The sequence below is a fragment of the Kitasatospora sp. NPDC038210 genome (genome assembly GCF_055600605.1).
Map to the genome: position 1 here is coordinate 133,812 of NZ_JBVJYK010000010.1, position 14,690 is coordinate 148,501.

Annotated in this window: 14 protein-coding genes; 8 read left to right on the forward strand and 6 right to left on the reverse strand. The window is 75.0% G+C overall.

The window, feature by feature from the left end:
• Positions 1 to 26: 26 nt before the first annotated feature.
• Complete coding sequence (locus ACZ7KX_RS21480; protein WP_470327820.1) at positions 27 to 1,115, reverse strand: hypothetical protein; 1,089 nt, start codon at positions 1,113 to 1,115, stop codon at positions 27 to 29.
• 152 nt (positions 1,116 to 1,267) lie between these two features.
• Here ACZ7KX_RS21480 and ACZ7KX_RS21485 point away from each other — a divergent pair, with 152 nt between their 5' ends.
• The 5 genes from ACZ7KX_RS21485 to ACZ7KX_RS21505 all read left to right on the forward strand — a co-directional run bounded on the left by ACZ7KX_RS21485 (position 1,268) and on the right by ACZ7KX_RS21505 (position 7,358).
• Complete coding sequence (locus ACZ7KX_RS21485; RefSeq protein WP_350523135.1) at positions 1,268 to 1,741, forward strand: nucleoside deaminase; 474 nt, start codon at positions 1,268 to 1,270, stop codon at positions 1,739 to 1,741.
• Positions 1,742 to 1,777: 36 nt separating this feature from the next.
• On the forward strand, positions 1,778 to 2,341 hold the full coding sequence (locus ACZ7KX_RS21490) for a YbaK/EbsC family protein (protein ID WP_470327821.1): 564 nt from the start codon (positions 1,778 to 1,780) through the stop codon (positions 2,339 to 2,341).
• A gap of 124 nt (positions 2,342 to 2,465) precedes the next feature.
• The gene (locus ACZ7KX_RS21495; RefSeq protein WP_470327822.1) at positions 2,466 to 2,903 is read left to right on the forward strand and encodes a universal stress protein; all 438 of its coding nucleotides are present in this window, start codon (positions 2,466 to 2,468) and stop codon (positions 2,901 to 2,903) included.
• Between the two features lie 43 nt (positions 2,904 to 2,946).
• Complete coding sequence (locus ACZ7KX_RS21500) at positions 2,947 to 6,099, forward strand: ATP-binding protein (RefSeq protein WP_470327823.1); 3,153 nt, start codon at positions 2,947 to 2,949, stop codon at positions 6,097 to 6,099.
• Between the two features lie 92 nt (positions 6,100 to 6,191).
• Positions 6,192 to 7,358, forward strand: a complete 1,167-nt coding sequence (locus ACZ7KX_RS21505; protein WP_470327824.1) for a class I SAM-dependent methyltransferase — start codon at positions 6,192 to 6,194, stop codon at positions 7,356 to 7,358.
• Positions 7,359 to 7,423: 65 nt separating this feature from the next.
• Here ACZ7KX_RS21505 and ACZ7KX_RS21510 read toward each other — a convergent pair whose 3' ends face one another.
• Positions 7,424 to 7,723: a hypothetical protein gene (locus tag ACZ7KX_RS21510; protein ID WP_350523140.1), complete on the reverse strand. Its 300-nt coding sequence runs from the start codon at positions 7,721 to 7,723 to the stop codon at positions 7,424 to 7,426.
• Between the two features lie 185 nt (positions 7,724 to 7,908).
• On the opposite strand from ACZ7KX_RS21510, the gene ACZ7KX_RS21515 reads away from it, so the two are divergent.
• Together ACZ7KX_RS21515 and ACZ7KX_RS21520 are read left to right on the forward strand one after the other, a co-directional pair.
• Positions 7,909 to 9,099 carry a CopD family protein gene (locus tag ACZ7KX_RS21515; protein WP_470327825.1) on the forward strand — a complete coding sequence of 397 codons (1,191 nt, stop codon included), beginning with the start codon at positions 7,909 to 7,911 and terminating at the stop codon, positions 9,097 to 9,099.
• A 154-nt stretch (positions 9,100 to 9,253) separates the two neighbouring features.
• Positions 9,254 to 9,637: a cupin domain-containing protein gene (locus ACZ7KX_RS21520; protein WP_470327826.1), complete on the forward strand. Its 384-nt coding sequence runs from the start codon at positions 9,254 to 9,256 to the stop codon at positions 9,635 to 9,637.
• A gap of 25 nt (positions 9,638 to 9,662) precedes the next feature.
• Here the strand turns inward: ACZ7KX_RS21520 and ACZ7KX_RS21525 are convergent, their stop codons facing one another.
• Genes ACZ7KX_RS21525 through ACZ7KX_RS21540 form a run of 4 tightly spaced genes read right to left on the reverse strand, consistent with a single transcriptional unit; the run spans position 9,663 to position 13,918 of the window.
• Positions 9,663 to 10,847, reverse strand: coding sequence for an ABC transporter ATP-binding protein (locus ACZ7KX_RS21525; RefSeq protein ID WP_470327827.1), 1,185 nt, complete (start codon positions 10,845 to 10,847; stop codon positions 9,663 to 9,665).
• A gap of 34 nt (positions 10,848 to 10,881) precedes the next feature.
• Entirely contained in the window at positions 10,882 to 11,715 is an 834-nt protein-coding gene (locus ACZ7KX_RS21530) for a carbohydrate ABC transporter permease (protein WP_350523144.1), read from the reverse strand.
• Positions 11,712 to 12,644, reverse strand: coding sequence for a carbohydrate ABC transporter permease (locus tag ACZ7KX_RS21535; RefSeq protein WP_470327828.1), 933 nt, complete (start codon positions 12,642 to 12,644; stop codon positions 11,712 to 11,714). The genes ACZ7KX_RS21530 and ACZ7KX_RS21535 overlap by 4 nt, the downstream gene beginning before the upstream one ends.
• Positions 12,641 to 13,918: an ABC transporter substrate-binding protein gene (locus ACZ7KX_RS21540; RefSeq protein ID WP_470327829.1), complete on the reverse strand. Its 1,278-nt coding sequence runs from the start codon at positions 13,916 to 13,918 to the stop codon at positions 12,641 to 12,643. The genes ACZ7KX_RS21535 and ACZ7KX_RS21540 overlap by 4 nt, the downstream gene beginning before the upstream one ends.
• Positions 13,919 to 14,209: 291 nt before the next feature.
• On the opposite strand from ACZ7KX_RS21540, the gene ACZ7KX_RS21545 reads away from it, so the two are divergent.
• Positions 14,210 to 14,614: a hypothetical protein gene (locus ACZ7KX_RS21545; protein ID WP_396545830.1), complete on the forward strand. Its 405-nt coding sequence runs from the start codon at positions 14,210 to 14,212 to the stop codon at positions 14,612 to 14,614.
• The last annotated feature ends 76 nt before the right edge of the window (positions 14,615 to 14,690 follow it).

The window sequence follows — 14,690 nt, forward strand, 5'->3', positions numbered from 1 at the left end:
GGCCGGAGGGGCGGCCTCGCGGCCCGTCAGCCGAGGTCGGCGCCTCCGCGCCCGAAGCAGGGGTAGCCGGGCAGCGGGTCCACCCGCCAGTCGTCGGCGACCTCGCGGAGCAGGCGCCGCATCGTCTCCGTGAACGCGGGGAGCCCGTCCAGCCGCGCCGCCGTCTCCCAGCGGTGCCTGAGCACCTGGCGCCGGGTCGGCACCGGCCGCCGGGTGCGGTGCATCGGGCCGTCCTCGGCGGTGCGGGGCAGCAGCCCCAGGGTCGCGTGCACCGTCCACACGGCGACCGCCCGCCGCATCCCGTCCTCCCACACCGCGTCCTCGGCCAGCGCCGGGTACACCGGGACGACCTCGGCCCGGTACGCCGCCTCGATCCGCCGGGCGAGGCCGTCCGGCAGCGCGAACACGCACCAGCACGAGGAGAACGGCATCCGGCAGTACGCGGCGGTCAGGAACACCGACTGGAAGTCGGCGGCCTCGAAGTCGAGCAGCCGGAGCCCGTCCGGGGTGAGCAGGTTGTTGTCCGGGCAGGTGTCCCCCGGCGTGAAGGCCGGGTACTCCTCCCCGCCCGCCGTGCCGATCCGCGCGAGCTCCGCGCCGAGGCCGTCCGGTACGGCGACGCCGGCCGCCTCCAGCACGCCGGGCAGGGCGGCGGCGGCGCGGGCGATCCACGGATCCTCCGCCCAGGTGGGCGTGCCCGTGTCGTACCGCGCCCACAGCCGGGTGAGGTCGGCGCGGCGGTCCACCGAGCGGGCCGCCAGCCGGCCGAGCCCGACCGCCCAGGCCAGCAGGCCCTCCTCGGCGGCCTTGGGGTCGTCCCCGAGCAGCAGGTCGGCGAGCGTCGGCGCGTCGCCGAGGTCCGCCAGGACCAGCAGCGGCACCTCGCGGTCCACCCCGAGCACCTCCGGGCCGGCCAGGCCGAGCGCGAGCCCGGCCGCTTCGGCCGTGAAGCCGCGCAGGGCGTCCCGCCCGCCGGTGTAGGCCTTGACGACGACGCTCCGCCCCTCCGCCGTCCGGCAGCGCAGCACGGTGGTGCGGGTGCTCCCGCCCAGGTCGACGGGGTCGGACAGCCGGGTGGCCAGGAGGCGTTCGGCGGCACGCGTGATCTCGTTCACCCGGGCATCCTGTCACCCGGGCGCCCGCTGCCGGGCCGCTTCCGTCGAACGCCCGCCGTCATACGTTTGACCCCACGGCCCGACCCCGCCACCCGACCCGACGCCCCACCCGCCACCCGACCGCACCCGTCCCGCACCCCGAGGAGCCCGCCATGGCCGACCACACCCGCACCCACCTGCTCGCCGCCATCGGGCTCGCGAACAGCGCGCGCGAGCGCGGCAACCACCCCTTCGGCGCGGTGCTGACCGACGCCGCCGGGAACGTCCTGCTCACCGCCGAGAACACCGTGCTGACGGACCGCGACGTCACCGCCCACGCGGAGATCAACCTGGTCCGCCGGGCCTCCCGGACCCTCGACCCGGCGCAGCTGACCGCGGCCACCCTGTACAGCAGCACCGAACCGTGCGCGATGTGCGCCGGCGCGATCTACTGGAGCGGCATCCGGCAGGTCGTCTACGCGCTCGGAGCGTCCGAGCTGATCGCCATCGCGGGGGCCGACCCGGAGGAGCCGGTGCTCGACCTGCCGTGCCGACGGGTCTTCGCCGCCGGCGGCGACACCGTCGAGGTGTCGGGCCCGCACCTGTTCGAGGAGGCGGCCGCGGTGCACGCGGGCTACTGGGGATAGCCGGGCGGGGCGGCGGGCCGCGCTACAGTCCGTCCCATGAGCGAGCCCGTGCCCCCGCCCTTCGGCAGCTTCCCGACCGCCTTCGCCGCGCTGGAGGTGTGCGACGACCTGGCCGCCCCCGTGGCCGACGCCCTGAAGAACTGGGACGCCCGGGACGCGGCGGCGTCCGTGCTCTACGTGGACACCGACCCGGAGAAGGCGGACACCGCGGTCTTCTGCGCCGCGTACGACACGCCGCCGGAGCTCTCCGCGAACTGCGTGGTGGTCGCCGCCAAACGCGCCGGCGAGGTCACCCACGCCGCGTGCCTCGCCCTGGCCACGACCCGGGTGGACGTCAACCGCGCGGTCCGCACGCACCTGGGGGCGCGCAAGGCGTCCTTCGCGCCGATGGACGTCGCGGTCGAGCTGACCGGCATGGAGTACGGCGGCATCACCCCCGTCGGCCTGCCCGCCGCCTGGCCGCTGCTCATCGACGAGGCGGTGGCCGCGGCCCCGTACGTCCTGGTCGGCAGCGGCCGGCGCCGGGGCAAGCTGATCCTCCCGGGCCGGGCGCTGGCCCGGCTGCCCGGCGCCCAGGTGCTGTCGGGCCTGGCCGGCTGAGCGGCCGGCCCCGCCGCCGGGCCCGCCGCCGGGCCGCCGTCACCCGGCTGCCGGTAAGTACTGGCGGCGGCCCCGGGCGGCGCGCACCGTGGTGGAGGGGGCGACGACCGACAGGACGGTGCACATGGACGCGAACGAATCCGCTCCCCGCGTCGTGGTCGGCGTCGACGGCTCGCCGTCGTCGCACGCCGCGCTGCGCTGGGCGATCCGGCACGCCACGCTGATCGGCGGGGTCGTCGATGCGGTGGGCGCCTGGGAGCCGCCGAGCCACTTCGGCTGGTCGGCGCCGGTGGTCGACATGGCCCTCGACCGGGACGTGGCCGACCGGAAGTTCGCCGACGAGCTCCAGTCGGTGCTCGGCGAGGACCATCCGGTGGAGATCCGCCCGTCACTGGTGATGGGCGACGCCTCGGACGTGCTCCTGGACGCGTCGCGGGGCGCCGAGGTCCTGGTCGTCGGCAGCCACGGCCACGGCGGCTTCACCCGGGCCCTGCTCGGCTCGGTCAGCACGCGCTGCGCGCAGCACGCCACCTGCCCGGTGGTCATCGTGCGCGCGCAGTGATCCGCACGGGGTGACGGGGCCGGCCCGGTGGGAGAATGCCGGTGTGGGGCCGCCGGTTGAGTCGGAGCTCGTGGGCCGGGCCGCGCTGCTGACGTCGCTGTGCCGCGCGGTGGACGGCGCCGCGGCGGGCCGCGGCGGGCTGGTGCTGCTGGCCGGGGAGCCGGGGATCGGGAAGACGGCGCTCGCCGCCGAGGTGGTGCGGTACGCCCGGAGCAGCGGTGTGACGGCGGTGTGGGGCCTGTGCGAGGACGGGGGTGTCGCACCCGCGCTGTGGCCCTGGCAGCAGATCGTGCGCGCGGCCACCGGACGGCCCGGGCCGTTCGCCCCTGAGCCGCCCGGCGAACAGCCGCCCGGGGACGCGCTCGCCGGGGAGGATCCGCCGCGGCGCACGGCGGCTCCCGCCGGCGGTGCGGACTCCCGGCTCGCCCTGTTCGACCGGATCGCGGGCCTGCTGCTGCGGGACGGCCGCCCGCTGGTGGCGGTCCTGGACGACCTGCAGTGGGCGGACCCGGCGTCCGTGCTGCTGCTCGGCCACCTGGGCCGGCGCTCCCGGCACGAGCCGCTGCTGCTGATCGGCACCTACCGGGACGTCGAGCTGCCCGACGACCACCCCCTGCCCGCACTGCCCGGGGCCGAGGTGGTGGTGCTCGGCGGCCTGGACCCGGCCGGCGTCGGCACTCTGCTGGAGCGCTTCGGGCCGCCCGCGACGCCGGAGGCGGCGGCCCTGGTGCACCGGAGGACCGGCGGCAACCCGTTCTTCGTCCAGCAGGTCGCCCGGCTGCGCGCCGCCGCTGCCGACAACCCGGCAGGCAGCGACAACCCGACGGTGCCCACGGCCGTCGGGCAGACGGTGGCCCGGCGCCTGGCCCGGCTGCCGGACCGGACGGCCCGGGCGCTCGGCACCGCCGCGGTGCTCGGCCGCGCCTTCACCGCCGACCGGCTCGCCGGCCTCGCGGCCGTGGCCCGGGCCGAGGTTCCCGGCCTGCTGGAACCCGCGCTGCGCGCGCGGATCGTCGCCCGTGACGGCCCGGACGGCTACCGGTTCGTCCACGACCTCTTCCGGGCGGAGCTGCTGGACCGGCTCGATCCGGCCCGCCGCGCCGAACTCCACCTCGCCGCCGCCCGGGCCCTCGCCGACACCGCCGGCCCGGCCGAGCTGGCCTGGCACCACGGCCAGGCCCTGCCGTTCGGCCCGGTCGAACCGGCCGTCCGGCACGCCGTCCGGGCCGCCGAGGAGGCGATGGCCCTGCTCGCGTACGAGGAGGCCGCCCGGTGGTGGCAGCAGGCGGTACGGCTCACCGACCCGGGCGATCCCGCGGCACTGCGGTTGCGCGCCGACCTGGCGGAGGCCGAACTGCGCGCCGGGGCGAGGGATTCGGCCGCCCGCCGGTTCGCCGAGGTGGCCGGGGCCGCCCTGACGGCGAAGCGGCCGGAGCTGCTGGCGGCGGCCGCGCTCGGGCTCCACGAGGCGGGCGTCCGCAGCGGCGACTCCCCGCGCGAGGTGGTCGACCGGCTGGAGCGCGCCGAGGCCGCCCTGGCCGGCGGGCCGCACGCGGCCGTGCACGCCGAGGTGCTCGCGGCCCTGGCCCGGGAGCTGGCCGACGGGCCGGAGCGGGACACCCCCCGGGCCCGGGACCTCGCCCGGCGGGCCGCGGACCGGGCCCGCGCCGCCGGCGATCCGCACGCCCTGGCCACCGCGCTGTTCGCGCAGCACGACGTCACCTGGGCGCCGGGCACCGCGCAGGACCGGCTGGCCCTCGCCGACGGCATGGTGGCGGCGGCGGTGGCGGCGCACGACACGGCGCTGGAGTTCGAGGGCACGCTGTGCCGCTTCGTGGCGCTGCTGGAACTCGCCGACCCGGGCGCGGCGGACGCGCTGCGCCGGGCGGCGGACGCGGCCGAGCGGTCCCGGCTGCCGCGCGCCCGCTACCTGGTCCGCTCCCGCGACGCCGCCTGGGCGCTGCTCCGCGGCCGCTACCGCGAGGCCGATCAACTGTCCGCCGAGGCATCCGAGTTGGCCGAGGCGATCGGTGAACCGGACGGCGCCGGGGTGAGCGCCACCCAGCGGATCGCCGGAGCGCTGGCCCGGGAAGGGCCGGCCGGGGTCGCGGCCACGCTGGCGGAGTGCGGCGACGCCGGGCTGCCGCCGGAGTTCCTGCCGCACTGGCGCTGCTTCGACCACCTGGCGGCCGACGAGCCCGGGGCGGCCGCCGCCGTGCTGCGCGCGCTGCCCGCCGCCGAGGTGCTCTCCCGCTACCGGTGGCGGGCGCTGGCGGGCCTCGCGTTCGACGTGGAGATCGCCGTCGCGGCCGGCGTTCCGGAGGTGCGCGAGGACCGCTACCGGCGGCTGCTGCCGTACGAGCGGGAGATCATCGTGATCGGCGGCGGTGTCGCCGTCCTCGGCCCGGTGGCGCTCTACCTGGGCCTGGCCGCCACCGGGCCGGAGGCCGTCCGGCACCTCACGGACGCCCTGGACGGCGCCGACCGCCTCGGCGCCCGACCCGTCGCCGTCCGGGCCCGGCTCGAACTCGGCCGGGCGCTGCTGGCCCGCGATCCGGCGGGCGAACGCGGTCGTCTGCTGCTCGCCCAGGCCCTGGCCGCCGCCGAGGAGCTCGGCCTGGACTGGCTGCGCGACGACGCCCGGGCCACCCTCGCACGGGCGGACAGCGACCACGTGTTCCACCGGGACGGCCAGCTGTGGACGCTCGGGTACCGCGGCCGCACGGTGGTCCTCAAGGACGCCAAGGGCCTGCACGACCTGGCGCTGCTGCTGTCCTCCCCCGGCCGGGAGGTCTCCGCCACCCGGCTGCTGGGCGGCCCGGACCACCCGCCCTCCGGCAGCGACGAGCGCGCGGACGAACGGGCGCGCGCCGCCTACCGGGCCCGGCTGGACCGCCTCGACGGGGAGATCGCCGAGGCCCGCGAGCTCGACGACGTCCCCCGGCTGTCCCGCGCCGAGGAGGAACGCGACGCGCTGGTCGCCGAGTTGCGCGGCGCGTACGGCCTCGGCGGGCGCCCGCGCCGCCTCGGCGACGCCGGGGAACGGGCGCGCACCACCGTCACCGCCCGGATCCGGGATACCATGCGCCGGATCGAGCGCGAGCACCCCGAACTGGGCCGGCACCTCGCCGCGTCGGTCACCACCGGCCGGGCGTGCGCCTACCGCCCCGCGCAGCCGGTGCACTGGCAGCTGTGACCGCCCGAGGGCCCGCCGGGCGCCCGTCCCACGGTCTGTGAGGCGGTTTCCCACGCCTCTCGGTCACCAGCACTTCCGAAGAGGTGATCGAGATGGCACCCGCCACCGAAACCGCAGCACCGACCGAAGCCGGAACGCCGACCCCGACCCCGACCCCGACCGAACCCGCGTCGCCGACCGGTTCCACTCCCCCGACCGTCGACCCCGACCGGCTCGAAGCCGCCGTCGGCCACGTCTTCGGCGAGCTCGGCGTCAACTGCACCGCGCCGCTGATCGTGCTGGGCGACCGGCTCGGCCTGTTCCGCACGATGGCCGGCGCCGGCCCGCTCACGTCCGCCGAACTGGCCGCCCGCACCGGCCTGGTGGAGCGCTACGTCCGGGAGTGGCTGCGCGGCGTCGCCGTGGCCGGCCACCTGGACCACGACCCGGCGACGGACGCCTTCACCCTCACCGACGAGTACGCGGCCGTCCTCGCCGACGACGGCTCCCCGACCGCACTGATCGGCGTCTTCCCCGGCCTGATCGCGCTCTGGGCGGACCTCGACCGCATCGAGGGCTTCTTCCGCACCGGCGGCGGCATGGGCTGGGGCGAGCACCACCCGGCCCTCGGCCTGGCGCAGGAGCGCTTCACCCGCCCCGCGTACGTGCACGGCCTGATCGCCGCCTGGATCCCCGCCGTCGAGGGCATCGTGCCGAGGCTCGAAGCCGGCGCCCGGGTCGCCGACGTCGGCTGCGGCCACGGCCTCTCTTCGATCCTGATCGCCCAGCGCTGGCCGCGCAGCACCGTCGTCGGCTTCGATCCGGACGACGCCGCCGTCGCCCGGGCCCGGGCGTCCGCCGCCGAGGCCGGGCTCGACGGGCGGGCCGTCTTCGAGGTCGCCGACGCCGCCGGCTACCCCGGCGACGGCTACGACCTGATCACCTTCACCGACTCGCTGCACGACATGGGCGATCCGGTCGCCGCCGTGGCGCACGCCCGGGCCGCCCTCGCGCCGGACGGCGCCGTCCTGGTCGTCGAGCCGCTGGCCGCCGACCGCTTCGCCGACGACTTCGCCAATCCCTACGCCCGCGTCGGCTACGCGATCTCCACCCTGGTGTGCACCCCGTCCTCGCTCGCCCAGACCGGCGCCGCCGCGCTCGGCACGATGGCCGGCGAAGCCCGGCTGCGGGAGGTCCTGGCGGCGGGCGGGCTCACCCGTGTGCGGCGGATCGCCGAGGACAGCGCCCCGCTCAACATCCTTCTGGAGGCCCGGCCCTGACCCCCGCGCGGGTGCGCCGGGCTCCGGCGCACCCGCCGTGCGCCGTCCGCCCCCGCCGCGTGCCGTCAGGCGGCGCCGCTGACGCCCGGGACGACGAAGCGCCGGTGGAGCGGACTGAACGTCGTCTCCGGCGCACCGGGGATGCCGGCCTTCTCGACCGCCGGGGCCAGTCGTTCGGCGAAGAACGTCTCGAACGCCTGCTGGGAATCCCACACGTCGGTCACGTGCAGGCCCTGCGCGTCGAACCAGGCGACGTGCAGTTGCGCACCCGCCGGTTCGAGTTCCTCCCAGCGGACCTCGTCACGCACCGTGTCGTACTGCTCCGGAGTTGCCCCGACCCACCGCATCGACATCACCACAGCCATGTCACCGCTCCCTTGCCGACTCGTCCTGACGCGAATTCCCCGCTGCTTCCACGAAACGCCCCCGCCGGTCCGTGCGCACCTCGACCCACACCGGTTCCCGAAGGGTCATCACGGATTCATGACGATAGGACAGCCGTTGGCCAAGAATGAGGGAAGGCTAACCTTTCTAAGGTTAGCCTTCCCTCATGAACAGTCTGCTGTTGGCCGCGAACACGGCCGGATACACCACGCCCCAGCTCTGGCGGATCCTGACCAAGACGGGCTACTTCATCGGCCTCAGCGGAGCCATCGGCACCACCGTCACCTACGCCACCACCGTCCGCCCCTCCCTGCGGGCCGCCGAACGCACCGGCGATGAGGCCGGCACGCACGACGCGGCCGTCCTGAGATCCAGATCGGCGGTGTACCTCGCCCGGGCGGGCGTGGTGCTGCTGGTCGCCGGCTACTTCCAGCTCGCCGCCCGCGTCGCCCGCTCCGGCAAGGGCATGCCCTTCGGCGACGCCCTGGCCCCCGACCGGATCCTGGACTTCCTCCGGACCCCCGCCGCCAAGGGCGCCTGGATCGCCCAGGGCACGGTCTACCTCGTCCAGAACGCCGTCCTGCTCACCACGGCCGCCGCCTTGACCGCCCTGTTCGTCCCGGCCGTCCGCCGCCACACCGACCGCGTCGCCCTCGCCGCCCTGCCGGCCGCCCTCGCCGTCACCCTGATCGCCGCCGTCCCGACCACCGCGCCCGCCGACGTCGACCGCTGGCTCGACCTCGGCCTCGACCAGGTCCACATCGTCTCCGGCACCGTCTGGCTCGGCGGCCTCGCCCTGCTCGGCGCCCTCGCCGGCGCCCGCGGCCGCCCCGGTGACGCCGCCGGCCCGCTGTGGGCCGACCTGTGGCGCCGTTTCAGCCTCGTCGCCATGGTCTGCGTCGGCGCCGTCGTGGTCTCCGGCCTCTGGCTCACCTGGAAGCACGTCGGCGCGGTGTCCCAGCTGTGGACGACCGGCTACGGCCTCGCCCTGCTCGTCAAGGTCCTCCTCGTCCTCGCCCTGGTCACCGCCGGCGCCTTCAACCAGTTCTGGCTGATGCCCCGGATCGCCCGGGCCCGCCGCGCCGACGACACCGCCTCCCTCCGCCACCTCACGCTGCGCCACTTCCCGAAGGTCGTCTGGGGCGAGGTCGCCCTCGGGGTCGCGGTGCTGGCGGTCGTGCCGTTCCTCGCCGGCTCCGCCCGTACCGAGGCCGGCAGCGCCAAGGCCGTCTCCTCCGGCAGCCTCTTCGCCGCCGGCGCCGCCCTGGTCCTCGCCCTCGCCGTCTCCCTGTACGCCACGGTCAAGGCCTCCGACGCGCTGTCCCGCCGCGCGCCGGCCGCCCCGGCCGCGCCCTGACACCCGCACCCCTCCCGCGCGCGCCGCCGGTCCGGACCTCCTCCGGACCGGCGGCGCGCGTTCCGGCGCCCGGCCCGGATGCGCCCCGGGGCGCGAGGTGGTCGACTCGACACGAGGGGAAGTCTCGGGGTTGCCACCGGGAGGAGCCGTACCGATGCCCAAGGTATCCAAGCAGTCGGCGCCGCAGGTCCAGGAGTTCGGGCCGGTGACCGACCGCCGCGCGGAGATGAACGGCTACACGGTCGAGTTCGTCTCCTTCGCCGCCGACGCCGACCTGGACGGTCCGCTGCAGTCACTGCCCGGCGGGATGTGCCACTGCCCGCACTGGGGCTACGTCATCGCCGGACGCATGCGCTTCGTCTTCGGGGACCACGAGGAGGTGTACGAGGCCGGCGACGCGTTCTACCAGCCGCCGGGCCACCGGCCCTACGTCGACGCCGGAACGGAACTGCTGCAGTTCAGCCCCACCGACGACCTCGCCGTCACCGAACGGGCCCTCATGGAGTGGATGGCCCGCCAGGAGGGCGGCACCCCGTAGTCGTCCCTGTCCGCCCCCGCCCGGCTCACCCCGGCTGGCGCTCCGGGTGGGTCAGGTTGGCGCCGTCGCGGGGGTCGAAGACGTGGATCCGGGCGGTGTCGACCCACAGCTCCAGCGGGTGGCCCTCGGCGGCGCGGGTCGCGGTGTTCAGCCGCGCGACCACGCGGTGCTCCTGCATGCCCGTGTCGGCCCGGCCCGAGTCCGCGGCGAGTTCGGCGAGTTCCTCCGTCGCCGCCGGCCCGCCCTCCTCCGCGAAGTGGACGTACACGTCGGAGCCCACGGACTCCCGGACCTCGACGGTGACGGTGCAGGTGACACCACCGGTGTGCTCGGCCAGCGCGGCGTCCTCGAAGTCCTCGGGGCGGATGCCGACGATCAGCTCACGGGGCGCGTCCGCCCGCTCCAGGGCGCGCCGGGTTCGGTCTTCCAGCGGCAGCGCGCCCAGCGAGGTGCGCAGCTCGTTCTCCTCCAGCGCGGCGCCCAGGAAGTTCATGCCGGGCGAGCCGATGAACCCGGCGACGAACAGGTTGACCGGCTCGTCGTAAAGGTGCTGCGGCGAGCCGACCTGCTGGACGACGCCGGCCCGCATGACCACCACCCGGTCGCCGAGCGTCATGGCCTCCACCTGGTCGTGGGTGACGTACACGGTGGTGGTGCCCAGACGGCGCTGGAGCGCGGCGATCTGGGTGCGCATCTGGACCCTGAGCTTGGCGTCCAGGTTGGACAGCGGCTCGTCCATCAGGAAGGCCTTGGGGTCGCGGACGATGGCCCGCCCCATCGCGACCCGCTGGCGCTGGCCGCCGGAGAGGTTGGCGGGCTTGCGGTCCAGGTGCTGGGTGAGGTCCAGGATGCGGGCGGCCTCCTCCACCTTGGCGGCGATGGTCGCCTTGTCGGTCTTGGCCAGCCGCAGCGCGAAGCCCATGTTGTCGCGCACGCTCATGTGCGGGTAGAGGGCGTAGCTCTGGAAGACCATGGCGATGTCGCGGTCCTTGGGCGCGCGGTCGTTGACGACCTCCCCGGCGATCCGCAGGGTGCCGTCGGTGATGTCCTCCAGCCCGGCGATCATGTTGAGCGTGGTGGACTTGCCGCAGCCGGACGGGCCCACCAGGATCACGAACTCGCCGTCGGCGATGGTGAGGTTGACGTCGCGGACGGCGAGGGCGCCGTCGGGGTAGCGCTTGGTGATGCCGTCGAGGACGATCTCGGCCACGGTCCGCCTTCCTGGTCCGCCGGGTGGGGCGGTCTCAACCTTTGACTGCGCCGGCGGTGAGTCCGGCGACGATGCGGCGTTGGAACAGCAGCACGAAGACCACGATCGGGATCGTGATGATCACGGCGGCGGCCGCGATCGAGCCGGTCGGCTGCTCGAACTGGGAGCTCCCGGTGAAGAAGGCGATGGCGGCCGGCACCGTCCGGGCCGAGGTGGTGGAGGTCAGCGAGATCGCGAAGAGGAAGTCGTTCCAGCAGAAGATGAACACCAGGATCGCGGTGGTGAACACGCCGGGCGCCGCCAGCGGTGCGATGACCAGCCGGAACGCCTGCCAGGGCGTGGCGCCGTCGACCTTGGCCGCCTTCTCCAGGTCCCACGGGATCTCCCGGAAGAACGCGGAGAGGGTGTAGATCGCCAGCGGCAGCGAGAAGGTCATGTAGGGGATGATCAGCCCGGCCCAGGTGTCGAAGAGGCCGAGCACCCGCTCGATGTTGAACAGCGGTGAGACCAGCGAGATCGGCGGGAACATCGCGATCAGCAGGGAGATGCCGATCAGCAGCCGCTTGCCGGGGAAGCGCAGCCGGGCCACCGCGTAGGCCGCCATGGTGCCGAGGACGACGGCGATGGCGGTGGAGATCACCGCGATGCCGATCGAGTTCACCAGGGCCCGGGTGAACTCCGACGTCTGGAAGATGCCGCGGTAGTTGGCCCAGGTCCACTCGCGCGGCACGAAGTTTCCGTCGGTGAGGGTGGCGGGGTCCTTGAAGGAGAGCGCCACGATCCACCACACCGGGAAGAGCGCGTACAGCACGACGACCAGGTTGGCGACGCCCCAGCCGGTCAGTGTCCGGGCGTGTCGGGTGCTCATCGGCTCTCCGGTTCCGCGCCCGGCGTCGCCGTGCCGAACAGCTTGACGAAGACCAGGGCGATGAGTGCGACGCAGACGAAGATCAGGACGGAGATCGCCGATCCGATGCCCAGGTTGAGCGCGGTGAAGAGGTTGTCGTAGCCGAGGATCGACACCGAGCCGGTGCCGTTGGAACCACCGGTCAGCACGTAGATGTTGTCGAAGATCCGGAAGGCGTCCAGGGTGCGGAAGAGCAGGGCGACCAGGATGGCCGGCTTCATCAGCGGCAGGATCACCAGGCGCAGCCGCTGCCCGAAGCTCGCGCCGTCCACCATCGCCGCCCGGACGGTCTCGTCGGGCACCAGGGCGAGTCCGGCGAGCAGGAGCAGGGCCATGAACGGGGTGGTCTTCCACACCTCGGCCAGGATGATCAGTCCGATGGCGGGCCACTGCTCGGTCAGCGGGGCGCTGCCCTCGGGCAGCAGGGCGGCGAGGTAGCCGGTGCCGGGTGTCCAGGCGTACTGCCAGGAGTAGGCGGCGACGACGGTCACGATCCCGTAGGGCACCAGGACGGCGGTGCGGACGGTGCCGCGGCCGAAGACGGCGCGGTGCATCACCAGGGCGAGGGCGAGGCCGAGGACGAGCTCGACGGCCACCGACACGACGGTGATCAGCACGGTGACGCCGAGCGCCTGCCACCAGTACGGCGAGGTCAGCACCGCGCCGTAGTTGGCGAGCCCGACCCAGTGCGCCTGCCCGGGGAAGCGCAGGTCGTAGCGCTGGAGCGAGAGGTAGACGGCGTAGCCGATGGGGTAGGCGGTGACGGCGAGCATCACGACGACCGCGGGGGCGCACAGCAGCAGGCCGAGCCGGCGTTCCTGGCGGGCGCCGCGGGACGGCCCGGCCGGGGCCTTGCCGGCCGTGGCGCGGGAGGCGGTGGACGGTGTCACGGGATCAGCCCCTTCGAACCGAGGGCGTCCTGGATCTGCCCGTGGAGGTCGGCCACGTCCTTCTCCGGGCGGATGTCGGCGGGCGGGGAGAGGGTGTGCGAGATGGCGATGGAGACGTTCTGGTAGGCCGGTGTCTTCGGCCGGATGCTCGCGGAGTCCAGGGCGGCGAGCACGTCTGCGGCGAAGGGGTAGCTCCGGGTGAGCTCCGCCGCCTGGTAGAGGCTGCGCAGGGAGGGCGGGAGGCCGCCCTTCAGCGCGTTGGTCAGCTGGTTCTCCCGGTCGCGCAGGCACAGGGTGGCCTCGAAGGCGAGGTCGGGGTGCCGGCTGTAGGCGCCCACCGCGAGGTCGATCCCGCCGATGGTGACGCTGGCGGGGCGGCCGGGGATCACGGCGGGGTACGGGGCCCAGCGGAAGTGCTGGAACAGCTCGGGCTGGTTGGCCTTCATCGAGGGGTAGACGAAGGGGTAGTTGAGTTCGAAGGCGGCCGTGCCGGACTCCATGGCGAGCCGGTTCTGGTCCTCCATCTGGTTCGGCAGCGACGGGTCGGCGGCGGGTGAGGTCGCCAGGTCGTGCATCACGGTGGCGGCGGTGACGGCGGGCGCCCCGAGCGAGGGGGCCTGCGCGTCGGGGGTGAGGATCGAGCCTCCGGCGCTGGTGATCAGGGTGTTGAACCAGACGGTGAGTCCCTCGTACTGGGCGCCCTGGATCTCCACGTAGTGCGGCTTGCCGGCGCGGGCCAGCTCGTCCGCCTTGGCCAGCATCTCGGCCCAGGTCCTGGGCGGGGTCTGCACCAGGTCGTCGCGGTACCAGAGGAGTTGGGTGTTGGAGTTGTACGGCGCGGCGTACAGCCGGCCCTGCCAGGTGGCGGTGCGCACCGCCGCGTCGAGGGTGTCGGCGGTGGCCCGGTCGCGCAGTTGCCCGGTCCACTCGCGGATCCAGCCGGCCTCGGCGAACTCGGCGGGCCAGGTGACGTCGAGGCCCAGGATGTCCACGTCGGTGTCGTGCGCGGCCATCCGGCGCACCAGCTGCTGGCGTTGGCCGTCCGCGCCGCGCGGCAGTTTGTTGTAGCGGATCGTGTAGCGCCCGCCGGACTGCTGCCCGCAGCGGTCGGCGGCCTGCTGCAGGGCGCCCGAGTCGTCCGGGAAGTTGTACCAGTTCAGGGTGACCCGGCCGCTCTGCCCGCTGCTCCCGCAGCCCGTCAGGGCGGACGCGACGACGGCCAGCCCGGCGGCGGCACTCGCCCACCGTGAGCGGAGACTGGGGACCCTCGGCATCGTTCTCCCGTAGTGGGGCGGACCGGCCCCGCCGACCCTAGCCCGGCGCCACCGCCGCTCCCCGGCGTGCCGCGCCGCCGGCCATCCGGACGGGTGAACCCCGGCCGGGGTCACCGGCCGCCGCGCACGAGGCCGCCGCCCGGGACCGGTGCGTCGTGGCGACCGGGAATCCTCCGCCCGGGGCCGACACGCCACGTGCGGCGGACCATCGCCCGCCGCCCCGGGGGGCGACGCCTACTGTCACCTTCGCCCCGACCGGGGACGAACACTGACAGAAGCGGAGAAACACCCATGAACCGTCGCCTCACCCGGACGCTGATCCTGCTCGCCGCCGCCGGCCTGGCCGCCGTGCCGACCGCCGCGAGCGCCGAGGTCGTCTCCGGCGGCAACCACGGGACGGTCATCGTCGGCGACAACAACCAGGTCGCCGGCTACGACATCATCAACGCGGGCCACGACGCCACCGTCGGCTCCCACAACGGCGCGAGCGGGACGACGGCCGGGGTCGCCACCGGCGCCATGGAGGCCGCGCAGGCCACCGGCGGCAACTACGGGACGGTGATCGTCGGCGACAACAACCAGGTCGCCGGGGACGACATCGTCAACGCCCTCAACGACGCCACCGTCGGCTCCTACAACGGCACCTCCACGATGGCCGCGACGATGACCGCCGCCCTGAAGGCGATCACGGGCTGAGCCCCACGCGCCTCGCGCCTCGCGCCGCCGCCCCGGAACGGGCTTCCGGGGCGGCGGCGCGTGCCCTGCCCACGCC